This is a genomic window from Thioalkalivibrio sp. ALE19 (genome assembly GCF_000428605.1).
In the GTDB taxonomy this organism is placed as follows: Bacteria; Pseudomonadota; Gammaproteobacteria; order Ectothiorhodospirales; family Ectothiorhodospiraceae; genus Thioalkalivibrio.
This window is the reverse complement of sequence record NZ_AUAG01000041.1, coordinates 1-15,648: the sequence shown is the minus strand read 5'-3', so window position 1 is coordinate 15,648 and position 15,648 is coordinate 1. Positions and strand designations below refer to the sequence as shown.

The following is a 15,648-nucleotide window of genomic DNA, read 5'->3' as shown; positions in this document are numbered from 1 at the left end:
GGCGCCGGGGACTGCCCGGACGTCAAATCGGCCAGGGGGCTGGCCTCCCACGGTTGCACCCGCGCGCAGGAGGCCGGCCCTCCGGCCGATCCGGCCCCGGTGGCTCGTCGGGCCCCGATCGGCCAGGGGGCTGGCCTCCTGCACGCGGGGTTCCCGCCCGGTGGCGGGCGGACGTATGCTGTGGGCTGCGACGCCGCCGAGCAGAGGAGCCCCGCCGGATGCCCATTGACTGGAAACACTACGATCCCGCCCCGTTTTTCGACGAGCTGATGGAAGGGGCGGGACAGCCGCGTGCAGCGGCCCGCGCGGTGGCCGATTACCTCGCCACGCTGGACGACGCCGAACTGCAGGGGCGCAAGCAGGCGGCGGACAACGCGATCCTCGAGATGGGGATCAGCTTCACGGTCTACAGCGAGGGCGAAAACATCGATCGCGCCTGGCCGTTCGACATCATCCCGCGGGTGATTCCGCGGCGCGAATGGGAGCAGGTCGCGGCCGGGCTGGAGCAGCGGATGACCGCGCTCAACCTGCTGATTGACGACATCTACAACGAACAGCGCATCTTCCGCGACGGGGTGATCCCGCGCTACGTGCTGGAACAGTCGCGCAACTTTCGCGAGCAATGCGTCGGCATCCACCCGCCGCACGGGGTCTGGGCGCATATTTGCGGCAGCGACCTGGTGCGTGCGGGTGACGGCCAGTTTCACGTGCTGGAGGACAACCTGCGGGTACCCTCCGGGGTTTCCTACATGCTGGAGAATCGTCAGGTCACCAAGCGGGTCCTGCCCGAGCTGTTCCAGAACAGTTCGATCCTGCCGGTCGACGAATACCCGGCGCAGCTGTTCGACATGCTGGCCTCGATCTCGCCGCGCCCGCAGGACTACCCGGAGATCGCGGTGCTGACCCCGGGGATTTACAACTCCGCCTACTTCGAGCATTCCTTTCTCGCCCAGCGCATGGGGGCGGAACTGGTGGAAGGCGCCGACCTGATGGTGGGCGACGACGACTGCGTGTACATGCGCACCATCGACGGCCCCGAACGGGTGGACGTGATCTACCGCCGCATCGACGACGCTTTCCTCGACCCCGAAGCCTTCAACCCCGATTCGCTGCTGGGGGTCCCCGGCCTGATGCGCGCCTGGCGCAAGGGCAATGTGGGGCTGGCCAATGCCCCCGGGGCCGGCGTCGCCGACGACAAGGTGATGTATGCCTTCATCCCCGAGGTGATCCGCTATTACCTCGATCAGGATCCCATCATCCCGAACGTGCCGACCTGGCTGTGTTCCGACGACGAGCACCGCCAGTACGTGCTGGACCATCTGGACGAGCTGGTGGTGAAGCCGGCCAACGAATCGGGCGGCTACGGCATGCTGGTGGGGCCGCATGCGAGCAAGAAACAGCGCAGCGAGTTCGCGAAGCTGATCCGCCGGGATCCGCGCAACTACATCGCGCAGCCGACGCTGGATCTGTCGGTCGCACCCACGCTGTGCGGGGCGGAAATCGAGCCGCGCCACCTGGATCTGCGGCCGTTCATCCTGCAGGGCGTGCGCACCGACGTGACCGCCGGGGGGCTGACCCGCGTGGCGATGCGCAAGGGCTCGCTGGTGGTCAACTCTTCGCAGGGCGGGGGCAGCAAGGACACCTGGATCGTGGACGAGGAGGACTGAGATGCTCTCGCGGGTGGCAGAACGGGTGTACTGGATGGCGCGCTATGTGGAACGGGCCGAGAACACCGCGCGCATGGTCATGGCCTTCAACCTGCTGGCGCTGGACATGCCGAAGGCGGTGCAGCTGTCGTGGAAGGGCCTGGTGTCGGTCACTGGTCACGACGCCGAGTTCGAGGCGCATTACCAGCGCGAGGACGAGCGCAATTGCGTGAAATTCCTGCTGGCGGATGCCGACAACCCCGGCTCGGTGCTGTCGTCGCTGCGCTCGGCCCGCGAGAACGTGCGGACCACGCGTGATCTGGTGCCCTCCGAGGCCTGGGAGGTGATGAACGAGCTGTACCTGTTCGCCCGCGATCACATCGATCAGGGGATCACCAAGCGCGGGCGCTTCGAATTCCTGTCGCAGGTGATCCAGCGCTGCCAGATGCTGACCGGTCTGCTGGCCGGCAGCATGAGCCACGATGCGGCCTACGATTTCATCCGCCTGGGGCGCAATCTGGAGCGCGCCGACATGACCACCCGCCAGGTGGACGTCGGGGCACTGCGGCTGCTCAAACGCCACGACGAGCCGGCCGAGCCCTACGAAGGGCTGCTGTGGACCTCGATCCTGCGTTCGGAGGGCGGCTTCCAGATGTATCGTCTGCACGTGAAGCGCCGTATCAACGGCCCGGACGTGGTGCGCTTTCTGCTGCAGGATACGGCCTTCCCGCGGGCGGTGGCGCACGCCCTGACCGAGGTGCAGTCGGCGCTGGAGCGCCTGCCGCGCAACGAGATGCCGCTGCGGCTGGTGAGTCAGGCCCGGCGGCATGCCCTGAACGCCGATATCGACGCGCTGATCGCCGAAGGCGAGCTGCATGGCTTCCTGGAGGTCCTGCAGCGCGACGTGGCCGAGCTGCACCGCGCCAACGAGCGGACCTGGTTCCTGTTCCCGGAACACGCGCCCGCGCCGGACGCGGCCTGAGCCGGACCGGGCTGCGCTGCGGCCCGGGCGTCAGGACTTCTTCTTCGCCCGGCGGCTCACGCGGGTGCCGCGGTCCTTGCGCCCGTGGCGGTGTTCCCAGTCGAAGCGGGGCAGGTCGGTGAAGGCCTTCTTCACGTTTTCGTCCCAGGCATGCGTCAGCGAGCGCAGGTATTCGTCCTCCGCCTCCAGGCAGAGGTAGTGATCCATCTCCTGGGTGTCGCGCTCGTACACCAGCACCTCGATCGGGGGCCCCACGGTCAGATTGGAGCGCACCGTCGAGTCGATGGAGACCAGTGCGCAGCGCGCCGCGTCGCCCAGCGAGGTGTCCGCCTCGATGATGCGGTCGAGGATCGGCTTGCCGTACTTGCTTTCGCCGATCTGCAGGAAGCGGGTGTGCTGCGAGGTGGTGATGTAGTTGCCCTGCGGATAGACCAGAAAGATCGCCGGGGGCTCGCCGGCGATCTGGCCGCCGATGATCAGGGTGGCATCGGCCTTCATCCCCGACTTCGACAGCGCCTCGGAATGTTTCTCCTGTTCCTCGCGGTTGATGCGTCCGAGGTATTCCGCCGCCTCCGACATGTGGGCGACGGTCGCGAGGTTTGGTTCGGCGGCACCTTCCTGGCCGGCTTCCTCCATTTCGCGCTGCAGGCGACTGACCACCGCCTGGGTGGTGGCGAGGTTGCCGGCGGCGAGGACCACGAACAGGCGCTGTCCCTGGACCTCGAAGGTATGCATCTTGGAGTAGGTGCTGACCTGATCGACGCCGGCATTGGTGCGCGAGTCGGAGGCGAACACCAGACCGTCGTCCAGATCGATGGCGACACAGTAGGTCATCGGGCGGGCAATCCGGGCAGGGCGGAGTCCCGGGATACTAGGCGCCGCCAGCGGGTGCGTCAACGCGGGCCGGTCCGGCACCCGGGTGCGCGGACCGGCGGCCGGCCTCTCAGTTCTGCAGGATGCCGTTGGGTGCGTGGGAGCGCATCCAGTCGCGGACCATGTGGCCGTATTCGTGGTCATCCTTGCGGATATGGTTCATCAGCCAGTCGCGCAGGGTCTCGCCCAGTTCGCTGGCCACGTCGTGGCCGTCGGCGAAGTCCTGCTGATACTGGCGGATCCGCTGGCTGAACGCCTCGTGCGACTTGCGATGCTGTTCCAGGTCGGGGTATTCCACGATCTCCAGCATCTCTTCCTCGAAGGCGAAGTGGGTCAGGGTGTAATCCACCACCTGGTCGAGCACTTCGTGGACCTCCTCGCGCGACGCGCGGCCCTCGACGGCTTCGCACAGGCGGTTGATGTATTCGACGATGCGCTTGTGCTGGTTGTCGATGACCGGGATCCCGGTATCCAGATCGTCCGACCAGTGAACGTACGGCATGGCTCCATCTCCTGGTGATGTTATCGGTATGCGGTGCCCGCCTTGTGGCGGCCCTCCTCCGCCACACGGGAGCGGCGGGGCGTTCAGCGGCCGAAGAGCTTGCTGAACAGTCCCCGGTTGTGGGCCGTGTCGGCCCCGGTGTGCTGGCGCACGAGCTCGGCGTAATCGGCGTCGTCGTGCTTGATGTGATTGACCAGCCAGGTCTTGAGTACGGTATGCAGTTCGCGGGCGATGTCCTCGCCGTTCTCGAACTGTTCCTTGAAGGTTTCCACCCGCCGGATGAACAGGCCGTGCACCCGCTGGTGGGCGCGCAGGAACGGGTAGCCGGCTTCCTCCATCATTTCTTCCTCGAAGGTGAAGTGCGACTGGGTGTAGTCGATCAACTGGTTGATGACATCGCCCACCTCGTCGCGATCGCTGTTCTCGATCGCGTGATGGAGCTCGTTGATGTAGTCAACGATGCGCTTGTGCTGGTTGTCGATGACCTCGATCCCGGTGTCGAGATCGCTGGTCCATTCCATGTGTGCCATTCGCTGCTCCGGGCCACGGATGTGGGACTGAGAATATCGTGAGACGAGGATACGGTATGTCGACGCCTTTGACAGTGATTCGGCTCATACTCATCGGCGGTCGGGTTGTGCGCGGCCATGCCGGATCCGTGTACCCTCGGGCCTTTATGCAGGCCGTCTGCGGGAGAGGACATGACGCTGTTCTGGGTGACGCTGGTTCCGTTCGCACTGCTGTTCGTGCTCCTGGTGTTCCTGCGCCGCCCGGCGTACGAGGCGGCGCCGCTGGCGTGGCTGGCCACGCTGCTGATCGGGCTGTTCGTCTGGCAGCTGCCGGGCACGGTGGTGGCGACCAGTCTGGCCAATGCCGGGGTCGTGTTCCTGGAGGTGATGCTGATCATCACCGTGGCCCTGCTGATGCTGAACGTGCTGATCCGGACCGGGCACCTCGACACTATCCAGTGCGCGATCGCGCGGGTCTCGGACGACCGCCGGGTCCTGGCGATGCTGCTGGGCTGGGGCCTGGTCGGCTTTGTCGAGGGGATCGCCGGTTTCGGGACCCCGGCGGTGCTGGCCGCGCCGCTGCTGGTGTATTTCGGCCTGCCCCCGCTGAAGTCGGTGGCCATCGCCCTGATCGGCAATTCCACCGCGGTACCGTTCGGGGCCGCGGGGACCCCGGTGGTGATCGGCTTTTCCGGGCTGGGGCTGAGCGAGGACACCATCGGCCAGGCGGTGTTCCAGACCGCGGCGATCCACGGGACCCTGGGGGTGTTCATCACGGTGTTCATCGCCTGGGTCGCGACCCTCGGCGAGGAGAAGGGCCGTTTTCGCGAGTTCATCCCGTTCGCGGTGTTCTCGGGTCTGGCCTTCGGGCTGCCGTATTTCCTGGTGGCCTGGCTGGTGGGGCCGGAACTGCCGGCGATCATCGGCGGGGTGAGTGCGATGGCCCTGATCGCCTGGGCGGCGCACTGCGGCTGGCTGCTGCCGGTGCGCGGGGGGCGCGAGGCGGCCGAGCCGGTGGATACGCGCGGGGTGCTGCGTGGCCTGGTTCCGTTTTTCGTGATGGCCGTGGCCCTGATCCTGTCGCGTACGGTGGGGCCCCTGCGCGAATGGCTGGCGGGAGTGGAGATCGGGTTTGCCGGGCTCCCGGGCGTCAGCCCGGATCAGACCCTGCAGCCGCTGTTCACCCCGTATTTCTATTTCCTGCTGGCCCTGATCACCGCGATGTTCCTGTTCCGCGTGGATCGCGCGACCCTGGGCGGGGCGGCCGTGGCGACCTGGCAGCGGGTACGTATCGCCGCGATCGTTCTGGTGTTCATCATCAGCCTGACCCAGCTGCTGCTGATCTCCGCGGACAACGGTGCCGGGCTGCCGTCCATGCCGCAGGTTCTGGGACAGGGGCTGGCGGAACTGCTGGGCGGGGGCTTCGTGCTGTTCAGTGCCTTCGTCGGTGCCCTGGGCTCGTTCATGACCGGCAGTGCCACGGTCTCCAACCTGCTGTTCACCGGGCTGCAGGTGGATACCGCGGAGGCCCTGGCATTGGCGCTCCCGTCGATCCTTGCCCTGCAGCTGATCGGCGCCGGCGTGGGCAACATGATTTCGCTGCAGAACATCGCCATGGCCGCCGGCGCGGCGGGGCTGGAGGCACGCGAGGGTCAGGTGATCCGCGAGACGATCATCCCCGTGCTGGTGGTGTGTACCAGCGCCGGGCTGCTGATGCTGGTGTGGTGAGCCGCCCCCGGGACGGGGGCGGCGGGGTGCGTGGATCGGTTCAGTACAGGAAGTCCGGGAGGTGTTTGCGCAGGTCGGCGGGCTTTTCCACCTTGGTGACGTTCTTGGCCACCTCCGCGGTCACGGTCTGCGCCACCTGGCGGTCCAGGAGTTCGCGCAGGGCGCCGAGGAAGGAGGGCGCGGCCACGATCACCAGATGCTGAAAACTGCCCGCGTGGTGGGCCTCGCGCAGGCGCTCGGCGAGCTGACGGGCGAAACGGTCGCGCTCCTGGGCTCCGGGATCGGTAGTGTCCTGCATCGCATGGCGGCCGTCCCCGCCCGTGCTGCCCCAGCTGCGTCCGGGCCGGTCGGAGACCAGGTCCTGGTTGTGGGCCCGGGATTCGCTGTGACTGAGGGCCTCGACATCCTGCATGTTGCTGCAGGCCCGGCCTTCACAACTGAGGATGCGCGCGCGAGCGGCATCGGCAACCACGATCCAGACGTTGTTCATGCATTTCCTCCCGTAGATTAACGTGGCGGGTGCCCGTGGCGGCCGGGGACGTATCCCGGGCCGCGGGTCGGCCCAATTCGGGAGTGTAGATGCCGGCACGGCCCTTCGGGTGACGAATCCGCCGCGTGCGTGATCCGGATCACTCGACCGGGGCCGGGGTCTGCGACGGCGTACAGGCGGCCAGCGGGGCGGGCATCGCCAGGCCGTAGCCCTGGCCGTAGGGGATGCCCAGGGCGCGCAGGTGGTTGCCGATATGTTCGTTCTCGACATGTTCGGCGATGGTGGTCAGGCCGACGATGCCGCTGATGTCATGGATGGCGCGCACCATGGCGAGGTCGATGGGGTCGTGCTCGATGTCCTTGACGAAGCTGCCGTCCACCTTGAGAAAGTCCACCGGCAGGTTCTTCAGATAGGCGAAGGAGGACAGGCCGCTGCCGAAATCGTCCAGCGCGAACAGGCAGCCTTCGCCACGCAGCTCGCGCATGAAGCGCGCGGTGCGGGTCAGGTTGCCGACCGCGGCGGTTTCGGTGATCTCGAAGCACAGGCGGTGGCCGGGGATGCCGGCCGAGCGCACCCGTTCCAGCAGGAATTCGGGGAAGGCCTCGCTGTTGAGGGCGGTGCCGGAGATGTTGATCCCGATGACCGGCAGTTCGGCACCGCGGGCCTGGCAGTCCTGCATCCATTCCAGTGCGGTTTCCACCACCCAGCGATCCAGCTGGCACATCAGATCGTATCGCTCCGCCGCCGGGATGAAGGTCCCCGGGGGAACCGGGTTGCCGTGCTCGTCGCGCAGCCGGAGCAGGAGCTCCTGGTAGGCGGGTGGTCCGTCGTCCAGTGCGAGCACCGGCTGAGCCCAGAGTTCGAATTCTCCGCGTTCGATCGCCTGGGGGATGCGGCTGACCCAGTGCATCTCGCCCGCGCGATCGGCCAGATCGACATCCTGCGGGGTGTAGACGCGGACCTGATTGCGTCCCGAATCCTTGGCTGCGTAGCAGGCGGTGTCGGCGTGGCGCAGCAGCTGCTGGGTGGACTCGGATTCGCTGTCCACCGGCACGACGCCCAGGCTGGCCGACAGGGCAAAGACGTTGTCTTCCCAGAACAGACGCATGCCGGCGATCTCGCTGGCGATGTCCACGGCCATCTGGCTGCCCTGCTCGATGTCGCAGTCCTGCATCAGGATGCCGAATTCGTCGCCGCCCAGACGCGCGAGGTGGTCCTGCGGCCGCATGATGCTGCGCAGCATGCCCGCGATCTGGCGCAGCATCTCGTCGCCGGCCTGGTGGCCGCGGGTATCGTTGATCAGCTTGAACTGGTCGAGATCGAGATAGCACAGCACATGCGGGCGTCCGTCGCTGCGGGCGCCGTGCAGGGCTTCCTCGACCAGCTGCTCGAAACGTCGCCGGTTGATCAGGCCGGTCAGGTCGTCATGCGAACTGTAGTAGGCCATGTGCTGCAGGGCGTCGCGGACTTCGGACACGTCGCGCAGGACGATGACGTGCCCGCGTGCAGTGCCGTCGGTGTCCTGCACCGGGGTGACGGTCAGCTGGACCGGCAGGCGGGTCCCGTCGGAGCGCCGGAGGACCTGCTCGTCGGCGCCGTCCCCGCGCCCGCTGGCCGGGGGAGCGGCACCGCGGGGCAGCGGGTCCAGGGGGCGGCCAGTGCTTTCGTCTTCCAGCTGCAGCACCCGTTCGAGCGGCTGTGCGGTCAGTTCTTCGACCGGTTGGTGCAGCAGTCGGGCGGCCATCGGATTGGCGTAGTCGATCCGACCGGTGGTGTCCACGGTCAGCACGCCGTCGCCAATCGAGGCCAGGGTGGTCTGCGCGCGGCGCTGTTCACGCGCATGGCGGGCACGCTGCTCGTCGATGATCGCCTGCTGATGCCGGCGTTCCAGGCGCATACCCAGCCATTCGGCACACAGCCCGAGGAAGCCGCGGACCACCGGGTCGGGCGGGCGGCGGGTGCGGTGGCCGCGGCGACAGGCGGCCAGGACCACGGGCTCCGGCAGATCGATCGGCACCCGCACGAGATCCACCCGTCCGGCCGCGGGCAGCTCCAGTTCCTGTCCGGGGAGGCTCCGGGGAACCGGCTCTTCGGCGCCGCGCGTGCACAGCGCGGCGGCCCGCTCCTCGATCAGACAGGCCGGGCGCTGCGGATCGCGCGCCCAGTGGGCCAGACGCTCGATGCCCGTGTCGCCCTGCCGGAACAGCGCGATCTCGTCACTGTCCAGCTCGCCGGCTGCGGCCTCCAGCAGACGGTGGAAGGCCCGGGCGTCGTCCTCCGCTTCCGGCTCGCGGGTCCCGGCCGTGACCGCGGCGAAGGCGCGCAGCACGTGGGTGTGCGATGCGAGCACGCGGATGCGCGCGAGCATGATGCCGAACAGCAGCCCGACCGCCGACGGGATGACGAACAGCTGCGGCGGGAAGCCTTCGACCGCGTAGACGAAGCGCACCTGGACCACCGCCAGCACGGCGACGATGGCCACGGCCAGCGCCGTATAGCGCAGATAGATCGGCCAGGTGTCCCGCCAATCCGGATGCTTTTGCATGTTTTCCCCCTTCAGGAAACGCACACATGGATCAGCGTTTCCTTAACGGACCGCGCGGCTTTTTTGTGCTCTGGCGGCCCCTCCTTTGATCGCCGCATACGCTACACCGCGAGGCGCGGCGGGTACAGTCCGGTGGGCGCCGGATCGCAGGGCCCTCCGGGTGTGGGATACTGGCGGCATCAAGCGACCGCCGGGGGCGAGGATGACGACTGCGCTGACCTGGATCGGCGTGCTGCTGTGCCTGTCGCAGTCGGCGATCCTTTCGGGACTCAACCTGGGGCTGTTCGCCCGCAGCAAGCTGGAACTCAAGGTGGAGGCCAGCAAGGGGGACGCGCGGGCGCAGCGGGTCCTGCACCTGCGCGAGGATTCCAACTTCGCGCTGGTGACCATCCTGTGGGGCAACGTGGGCGTCAACGTCCTGCTGGCGCTGCTCTCCGGCTCGGTGCTCGGCGGGGTCGCGGCGTTTCTGTTCTCCACCGTGGTCATCACCATCTTCGCCGAGATCATCCCGCAGTCGTACTTTTCCCGCCACGCCCTGCGCGTGGCCTCGGTGCTGTACCCGGTACTGCGCTTCTATCAGTTCCTGATGTATCCGGTCGCGCGGCCTACGGCCTGGGTACTGGACCGCTGGCTGGGCGGGGAGGAGATCCGCTATTTCCCGGAACGCGACCTGCACCAGGTGCTGGATCTGCACATGCGTGCGGGCGAGAGCGAGATCGCGCGGGTGGAGGGGCGCGGGGCGCGCAATTTCCTCGAGCTGGACGACATCGCGGTGCGCCACGAGGGCGAGCCGGTGGATCCGGCCAGCATTCTGACCCTGGAGTTCGACGGGGACCGGCCGCGGTTTCCGCACATCGAGCCGCGGGTGGACGACCCGTTCCTGCGCAGTATCAATCGTTCGGCCTGCAGCTGGGTGATCGTCACCGACCCGAACGGCGAGCCCCGGCGGGTGCTGCGCGCGGCGGATTTCACCCGCGAGGCGCTGTTCGCGCCGGAGCGTTTCGACCCGCTGCATCACTGCCTGCACCCGGTGGTGGTGCGCGACGGATCGCGCCGCCTCGGCGAGCTGATTCCGCATTTCCGCGTGCGCCCGGCACACGAGGGGGACACGGTGCTGGGCGAGGACGTGATCCTGCTGTGGGACGAGCAGCGGCGGATCCTCAGCGGCACCGACATCCTCGGGCGGCTGCTGCGCGGGGTGGCCCGGCCGGCGCCGGAGTGACCGCGCGGGAGGCGCGCGGAGCGGTCCGGTTCAGTCCTTGCCCGGGTCCTTCAGGCGTTCGGCGAGGTCGGCGAAGGGGTTCCACGTCGCGCCCCCGGACGTCGCCGCGGTGCCGGACCCGCCGCCGGATGCCCCCGCCGCACGCGCCTCGCCATGGCGCTGGTGTTCGTTGTCATGGCAGTACAGGCACAGCAGCTCCCAGTTGCTGCCATCCGGGGGATTGTTGTCGTGGTTGTGGTCGCGGTGGTGCACGGTCAGTTCGTGCAGGTTGGCGCGGGTGAACTCGCGGCCGCAGCGCCCGCAGACCCACGGGTACATGCCCAGGGCCTGCTCGCGATAGCCGCGTTCGCGTTCGTCCCGCTCGCGCCGGGCGCGTGCGACCAGATCGTCCAGACGTTTCGAATCGCTCATGCCCGGAGCATAGCCGTGCGCGCTCAGTCGCGCGAGCGCGGAGGCGGCAGCAGGAACTCCGTCGGGTGGCGCCGCAGGTGGCGGCCGTACGCACGCAGCAGCCGCGCCGGGGAGCCGATGCGCACGCCGCGGGCGCGCAGCGCCACGTACAGTGCCAGGCCGAAGCTGACCCACAGGTTGATCGCACCGATCAGCAGCACGAACGCCAGGAACAGCCCGAAGGTGGCCAGGGCGAGCCCCTCGTTCACCGTGACGTAGCCCAGATTGGCCGACGCGAACGCCACGTGCTGGATATCCAGCGGCAGCCCGGTGAGATAACCGACATAGCCGGTGGCCCCCAGCAGGGCCCCGAACACCATGTTGCCGAGCACGGCGCCGTAGTGGTAGCCGACCCAGTTCGCCAGGCCGTGGCGCGCCCGCTGCGGCAGCAGGCGCCGCAGCAGCGGGTGTTCGCGCAGGCGCCCGGGCAGGTCGAGATAGGCGCAGCGGTTGTCCAGCCAGCCGGCCACCAGCCCGGAGACGAACAGCCACACCCCGGCGATGGCCGCGAACAGCAGGGCGAGCCCGGCGAGCGGGCGCAGGCCGTCCAGCAGATAGTCGGCCTTCGTGCTGTCCAGCACCGGCTGTTCGAAGACCGACAGCGCGAACAGACCGATGAACAGGGCCATGGGCAGGGCCACACCCACGTTGCCGAGGATGGCGGCGAACTGCGAACGTCCCACCCGGACCAGCAGATCGGCCAGTTTCGACGGGTCGGCGGTGCCGCGTTCGGTCTGTTCGATGGCCGCGGCCATGCGTGCCGCGGTCATCGCGGGCTGTTTGGTGGCCACCGTCAGGTGCAGCATGTGGATCAGCACGAAGCCCAGGCCGTAGTTGAGGCTGGACCAGAATGCGTACCAGCCCTCCGACAGTCCGAGGTGGCCGATCTGGATCTTGATCAGGGCCATCAGCGCGATGATCACGCCGGCGCCGGCGCCGGACCCGAGCATGCCGAAGTATTCCTGGCGTCCCCGGGTGATGTACTTCTCGCCGGTGTCGGAGACGTGCTGGGTCACGCTGCGCGAGACCTGGCGGATGTTGTCCTGCCACAGGGCGCGCACGCCGTGGCGCCGGGCGCTGGTGGTCACCAGCTCGCGGAACAGGCCCACGGCGGTGGCGCGGGTGGTCGCGGATTCTTCGGGCTCGAGCAGATCCAGCAGCTTGTGGATGCGCGCCAGCGTCTGGTTCAGCCGTTCCAGCAGGTGTGTCAGCGACAGGCTGTTGCCGCGGCTGTGCGACAGCGTGCGCAGCTTCTCGATCTGCTCGGCGCACTGCTCCAGCAGGACCCGCGCATGGCGGTCGTCACGGCGCTCGCGGGTCGGGTCCTGCAGCCAGGCGCGGTACTCGCGCACGTAGGCCGCGATCTCGCGTTCCTGCGCCACGAAGGCCGAATTGCGCTCGGCGATCGACGGATCCAGACGCAGGAGTTCGGGTTCCAGCTCCTCCGCCGCGATCCAGATCGAGAGCATCTCCAGGGCGTAAAGGGTCTCCTCGCGGGCCCTTTGCAGGACCCCGGGGTGCTCGCCGGAAAGACAGCCGAGCGCGCTCAGCAGGCGCAGCCAGGCATCGTCCGGCAGGCGTGCCACCCAGACCGCGTCGTCCGGATCGTGGAATACGTGATAGAGCACGTCGCGCAGGTCGGTGCGATCCATCGGCGACGGGTTGATGCGCTCGTACAGCAGTTCCGCGGCCTCGCGGAAGAAGCCGCGGCGCGAAAACAGTCCGATCCCGGTGTACAGCGTCAGGTGGCGGGCGTCTTCCAGCCCGGCTTCCAGGCGTTCACGCAGGCGTTCACGCAGCGCAGGCTGATCCTGCAGGGCCAGTACCAGGGCCTCCAGGCGCGCGATCACCGGAGCCACATTGCGCGGGTCGTCCGGGCGCAGCCAGTCGACCAGGCGCCGGAGGATCTCCGCCAGGTCGATGTCGGGGTCGTCTTCGAGGGCGGTCAGCAGGTCCGCGGGGTCATCGGCTTGCGACATGGGATTCGGGCTGGATTCCGGATGATGGCGCGAAGCTTATCATCCGTTCCCGGTGACCGCGCGCCCGCGGATTTGATCGGCGCCGCCCCGCAGTCCAGAATACGCCCCCTGCGGCCGGCCCCGGCGACCTTCCCGACGAGATCGATGATCAAGCTCCGTACCTACGTCTACATGGACTCCCTGCAGCCGCAGCTGGCGGCCTACATGGCGACCGTCTCGCAGGGATTCCCGCCGGTGCCGGGTGACTCCTGCCTGTGGGTGGAGGTCTCGCCGGGCATGGCCGTGCACCGCCTGACCGACATCGCGCTGAAGTCCACCCGCGTGCACCTTTCGCAGCAGGTGGTGGAACGCGAATACGGTTCCATGGTGGTGCACCAGCGCGACGACTCCGACGTGCAGGAGGCCGGGCGCGTGCTGCTGTCGCGCATGGGGGCCGAGGTCTCCGACCGCCAGCAGTGCAACATCCCGTGGCAGGAGATCATCCGCGGGATGTCGCCCGACCACACGGTGCTGATCAACCGCCAGAACCGTCGCGGCTCGATGATCCTGCCGGAACAGAGCATGTTCATCCTCGAAGCCGAGCCGGCGGGCTACATCATCTATGCCGCCAACCAGGCGCTGAAGGCCGCGCACGTGACCCTGATCGACGTCAGTGCGGTGGGGGCCTTCGGCCGGCTGATCCTGGCCGGCAGCGAGGCCGACATCGACGAAGCCGCGCGCGCCGCCAGCGCCGCCCTGGAACGCCCTGCGGGAACCTGAGCGCCATGCATCGCGAACAGCTGCTGCATCTGCTGCAACGTCACCAGACCCCGTTCATCGAAGAGGCGGGCTTTCGCCGCCGCGCGCTGGATTTCGTCCGTCGGCACCCCGACTGCTTCAACTGCGATCTGCTGCCGGCGCATGTTACCGGGTCCGCCTGGGTGCTCAGCCCCGACCGCGAGCGGGCGCTGATGCTGCTGCACGGCAAGCATAACCGCTGGTTCCAGCCCGGCGGCCATGCGGACGGTCAGGCCGACATCCTCCAGGTGGCACTGCGCGAGGTGCACGAAGAGACCGGGCTGGCGCGCGAGCACATCCGACTGGTCGCCGAAGACGTCTTCGACCTGGATATCCACACCATCCCCGCCAGCCCCGAGTTTCCGCAGCACGACCACATCGACGTGCGCTTCCTGGTGGAGATCGACGACCGTCTGGAGATCCCCGGTAGCCACGAATCGCACGCCGTGCTGTGGGTGCCGCTGCAGCACGTCTCGCGCTACAACAACAACCGCTCCTGCTGGCGCATGGTGGAAAAGAGCCGCCGACTGCGCACCGCCGAGCATGTCGACGACCCGGTGCCGGCCCACCGGGTACCGGGTCCGGGGTACTGATTCGCTGATTCGCGGCCAGGGCCGCCCCGATGCCTGTGGGAGCCTGCTTGCAGGCGAACAGGGCCGGGCCGGCCCGCTTGTTCAGAACCGGCGGGAACCATGCCCGGGCAGGGGCACCGCCTCCACGTGGACGCGCACGTCGCGCAGCTCCAGTGGCCCGTCGGAATCCACCCGGCGGGTCTCGCCGCGGCGCCAGCCGGAGCGCCACGGCAGGCGGGCCGCACCGTACTCGTTGCGGCCACGGGACGGCAGATCCAGCAGCAGCAAACCTTCGCGGTAGGCGACCTTCATCTCCCCCGAACGTCGTTCGCTGTGGACCTCCACCGTGCGTGTCTCGCCATCCGCCAGGGTGAAGGCCAGCGGGGCATAGCGCCGTTCGCGGCCGCCGATGCGCATCCGCCCGCGCTCCAGGCTTACGCGGATCAGGTCACCGAAGTGCCCCTCCTCGCCGCGGTGGATGCGGTCGATGCGCGCCTGGCGTTCCGCCCGCTCGCGCGCCTCGATCTTCTGCTGCTCGCGCCGGGTCTGTTCGCGCTCCTTCTGCACCGACTCCCAGGCGCGCATCGCCTCCTGGCGCTCGGATTCGCTCATCTGCTCCCAGTGTTCCTCCGGCACGCCGTAAATGCGCGGGGCACAGGCCGCCAGCATCAGGGCCAGGCCCAGCACGGCGGATATCAGGGCGAAGCGGGCAACGGATCGGGTCATGGTCATGGCGGCAATCCCTGTCGGATGGAACATGATGGCCGCCGTGGCGGCTCGGTCAGTCTATCCTGCCGGGGCCGCCTGAGTGGCGGCTGAACGGCCATGCCCCTGGCGGCCGTGCCACCCGCTGCCGCGCGGTTTCAGGCTGGCGCCCGGCGGTTGTGGGAGATTGCTTGCAAGCGAACACGGCCTGCTGCCCCGGGTTGACCGCTGCCGTGGGGTCTTGAGCTGGCGCTGCGGAGTCGGCGGTTTTGGCTGCCGCCGGGGGGTTGCGCTCTCTCGCGAGCGCGCCGCGAGGTCCTTTCTTGTGTGAACAAGAAAGGACCCAAAGAAGTCACCCCGACTGCCGCATCCCGGTCCGCTGACGCGGCCCGGGATCCCCTCGCTCCGAGGCCGGTCGCGGGCGGCGCTGAACTCGCGAAGCTGCGCTTCGCTCAGACAAGCAGCGCCTTTTCTCCCGCGCCCGACCTCTGCGCTCGGTGCGGCAAACGGGGGCGCAGGGTCACCGGTCGTTCTTTTTCCGCCAGGCGGGCAGGCCGGGGGTTATGAACGCCCCCGGCCGAGACCAGGACCGTTGGCAACCGATTGTGTCGGATCGGCGAGAGGGCTCGCCTCCCACCGTGTTGAAACCTGCTCCCGCAGGAGGCCGG

Annotated in this window: 14 protein-coding genes; 6 read left to right on the top strand and 8 right to left on the bottom strand. The window is 68.3% G+C overall.

Annotation, left to right across the window (positions count from 1 at the left end; translation table 11 throughout):
• The first annotated feature begins 218 nt into the window (after nucleotides 1-218).
• Both F787_RS0113380 and F787_RS0113375 read left to right on the top strand, forming a co-directional pair.
• Nucleotides 219-1,667, top strand: a complete 1,449-nt coding sequence (locus tag F787_RS0113380; protein ID WP_028492513.1) for a circularly permuted type 2 ATP-grasp protein — start codon at nucleotides 219-221, stop codon at nucleotides 1,665-1,667.
• Nucleotide 1,668: 1 nt separating this feature from the next.
• Nucleotides 1,669-2,628 carry an alpha-E domain-containing protein gene (locus F787_RS0113375; RefSeq protein WP_019569136.1) on the top strand — a complete coding sequence of 320 codons (960 nt, stop codon included), beginning with the start codon at nucleotides 1,669-1,671 and terminating at the stop codon, nucleotides 2,626-2,628.
• 30 nt (nucleotides 2,629-2,658) lie between these two features.
• Here the strand turns inward: F787_RS0113375 and F787_RS0113370 are convergent, their stop codons facing one another.
• The 3 genes from F787_RS0113370 to F787_RS0113360 all read right to left on the bottom strand — a co-directional run bounded on the left by F787_RS0113370 (nucleotide 2,659) and on the right by F787_RS0113360 (nucleotide 4,533).
• Nucleotides 2,659-3,462, bottom strand: coding sequence for a proteasome-type protease (locus tag F787_RS0113370; RefSeq protein WP_018870047.1), 804 nt, complete (start codon nucleotides 3,460-3,462; stop codon nucleotides 2,659-2,661).
• Nucleotides 3,463-3,571: 109 nt separating this feature from the next.
• Nucleotides 3,572-4,003 (bottom strand): bacteriohemerythrin, encoded by a 432-nt coding sequence (locus tag F787_RS0113365; protein ID WP_019021256.1) that lies wholly within the window; start codon nucleotides 4,001-4,003, stop codon nucleotides 3,572-3,574.
• An 83-nt stretch (nucleotides 4,004-4,086) separates the two neighbouring features.
• Nucleotides 4,087-4,533, bottom strand: coding sequence for a bacteriohemerythrin (locus F787_RS0113360; protein WP_018870045.1), 447 nt, complete (start codon nucleotides 4,531-4,533; stop codon nucleotides 4,087-4,089).
• Between the two features lie 171 nt (nucleotides 4,534-4,704).
• Here F787_RS0113360 and F787_RS0113355 point away from each other — a divergent pair, with 171 nt between their 5' ends.
• Nucleotides 4,705-6,240, top strand: coding sequence for an L-lactate permease (locus tag F787_RS0113355; protein ID WP_028492512.1), 1,536 nt, complete (start codon nucleotides 4,705-4,707; stop codon nucleotides 6,238-6,240).
• A 40-nt stretch (nucleotides 6,241-6,280) separates the two neighbouring features.
• Here the strand turns inward: F787_RS0113355 and F787_RS0113350 are convergent, their stop codons facing one another.
• Together F787_RS0113350 and F787_RS0113345 are read right to left on the bottom strand one after the other, a co-directional pair.
• Nucleotides 6,281-6,730: a host attachment protein gene (locus F787_RS0113350; protein WP_028492511.1), complete on the bottom strand. Its 450-nt coding sequence runs from the start codon at nucleotides 6,728-6,730 to the stop codon at nucleotides 6,281-6,283.
• 139 nt (nucleotides 6,731-6,869) lie between these two features.
• Nucleotides 6,870-9,275 (bottom strand): EAL domain-containing protein, encoded by a 2,406-nt coding sequence (locus F787_RS0113345; RefSeq protein ID WP_042805984.1) that lies wholly within the window; start codon nucleotides 9,273-9,275, stop codon nucleotides 6,870-6,872.
• Between the two features lie 202 nt (nucleotides 9,276-9,477).
• Here F787_RS0113345 and F787_RS0113340 point away from each other — a divergent pair, with 202 nt between their 5' ends.
• Entirely contained in the window at nucleotides 9,478-10,497 is a 1,020-nt protein-coding gene (locus F787_RS0113340) for a DUF21 domain-containing protein (protein ID WP_028492509.1), read from the top strand.
• 30 nt (nucleotides 10,498-10,527) lie between these two features.
• Here the strand turns inward: F787_RS0113340 and F787_RS0113335 are convergent, their stop codons facing one another.
• Nucleotides 10,528-10,908, bottom strand: coding sequence for a YajD family HNH nuclease (locus tag F787_RS0113335; protein WP_019021252.1), 381 nt, complete (start codon nucleotides 10,906-10,908; stop codon nucleotides 10,528-10,530).
• A gap of 23 nt (nucleotides 10,909-10,931) precedes the next feature.
• Nucleotides 10,932-12,926: a site-specific recombinase gene (locus F787_RS0113330; RefSeq protein ID WP_028492508.1), complete on the bottom strand. Its 1,995-nt coding sequence runs from the start codon at nucleotides 12,924-12,926 to the stop codon at nucleotides 10,932-10,934.
• Nucleotides 12,927-13,070: 144 nt separating this feature from the next.
• On the opposite strand from F787_RS0113330, the gene F787_RS0113325 reads away from it, so the two are divergent.
• Both F787_RS0113325 and F787_RS0113320 read left to right on the top strand, forming a co-directional pair.
• A complete protein-coding gene (locus F787_RS0113325; RefSeq protein ID WP_018870039.1) occupies nucleotides 13,071-13,685 on the top strand; it encodes a BMC domain-containing protein in 615 nt (204 codons plus the stop codon).
• Nucleotides 13,686-13,690: 5 nt separating this feature from the next.
• Nucleotides 13,691-14,296 carry an NUDIX hydrolase gene (locus F787_RS0113320; RefSeq protein WP_018870038.1) on the top strand — a complete coding sequence of 202 codons (606 nt, stop codon included), beginning with the start codon at nucleotides 13,691-13,693 and terminating at the stop codon, nucleotides 14,294-14,296.
• Nucleotides 14,297-14,377: 81 nt separating this feature from the next.
• Here F787_RS0113320 and F787_RS0113315 read toward each other — a convergent pair whose 3' ends face one another.
• Complete coding sequence (locus F787_RS0113315; protein WP_042805983.1) at nucleotides 14,378-15,007, bottom strand: hypothetical protein; 630 nt, start codon at nucleotides 15,005-15,007, stop codon at nucleotides 14,378-14,380.
• Between the last annotated feature and the right edge of the window lie 641 nt (nucleotides 15,008-15,648).

Excerpts from the sequence above, each read along its gene's own strand:
- F787_RS0113380 (WP_028492513.1), top strand. The coding sequence starts at position 219 with ATGCCCATTGACTGGAAACACTACGATCCCGCCCCGTTTTTCGACGAG.
- F787_RS0113375 (WP_019569136.1), top strand. The coding sequence starts at position 1,669 with ATGCTCTCGCGGGTGGCAGAACGGGTGTACTGGATGGCGCGCTATGTG.
- F787_RS0113370 (WP_018870047.1), bottom strand. The coding sequence starts at position 3,462 with ATGACCTACTGTGTCGCCATCGATCTGGACGACGGTCTGGTGTTCGCC.
- F787_RS0113365 (WP_019021256.1), bottom strand. The coding sequence starts at position 4,003 with ATGCCGTACGTTCACTGGTCGGACGATCTGGATACCGGGATCCCGGTC.
- F787_RS0113360 (WP_018870045.1), bottom strand. The coding sequence starts at position 4,533 with ATGGCACACATGGAATGGACCAGCGATCTCGACACCGGGATCGAGGTC.
- F787_RS0113355 (WP_028492512.1), top strand. The coding sequence starts at position 4,705 with ATGACGCTGTTCTGGGTGACGCTGGTTCCGTTCGCACTGCTGTTCGTG.
- F787_RS0113350 (WP_028492511.1), bottom strand. The coding sequence starts at position 6,730 with ATGAACAACGTCTGGATCGTGGTTGCCGATGCCGCTCGCGCGCGCATC.
- F787_RS0113345 (WP_042805984.1), bottom strand. The coding sequence starts at position 9,275 with ATGCAAAAGCATCCGGATTGGCGGGACACCTGGCCGATCTATCTGCGC.
- F787_RS0113340 (WP_028492509.1), top strand. The coding sequence starts at position 9,478 with ATGACGACTGCGCTGACCTGGATCGGCGTGCTGCTGTGCCTGTCGCAG.
- F787_RS0113335 (WP_019021252.1), bottom strand. The coding sequence starts at position 10,908 with ATGAGCGATTCGAAACGTCTGGACGATCTGGTCGCACGCGCCCGGCGC.
- F787_RS0113330 (WP_028492508.1), bottom strand. The coding sequence starts at position 12,926 with ATGTCGCAAGCCGATGACCCCGCGGACCTGCTGACCGCCCTCGAAGAC.
- F787_RS0113325 (WP_018870039.1), top strand. The coding sequence starts at position 13,071 with ATGATCAAGCTCCGTACCTACGTCTACATGGACTCCCTGCAGCCGCAG.
- F787_RS0113320 (WP_018870038.1), top strand. The coding sequence starts at position 13,691 with ATGCATCGCGAACAGCTGCTGCATCTGCTGCAACGTCACCAGACCCCG.
- F787_RS0113315 (WP_042805983.1), bottom strand. The coding sequence starts at position 15,007 with ATGACCATGACCCGATCCGTTGCCCGCTTCGCCCTGATATCCGCCGTG.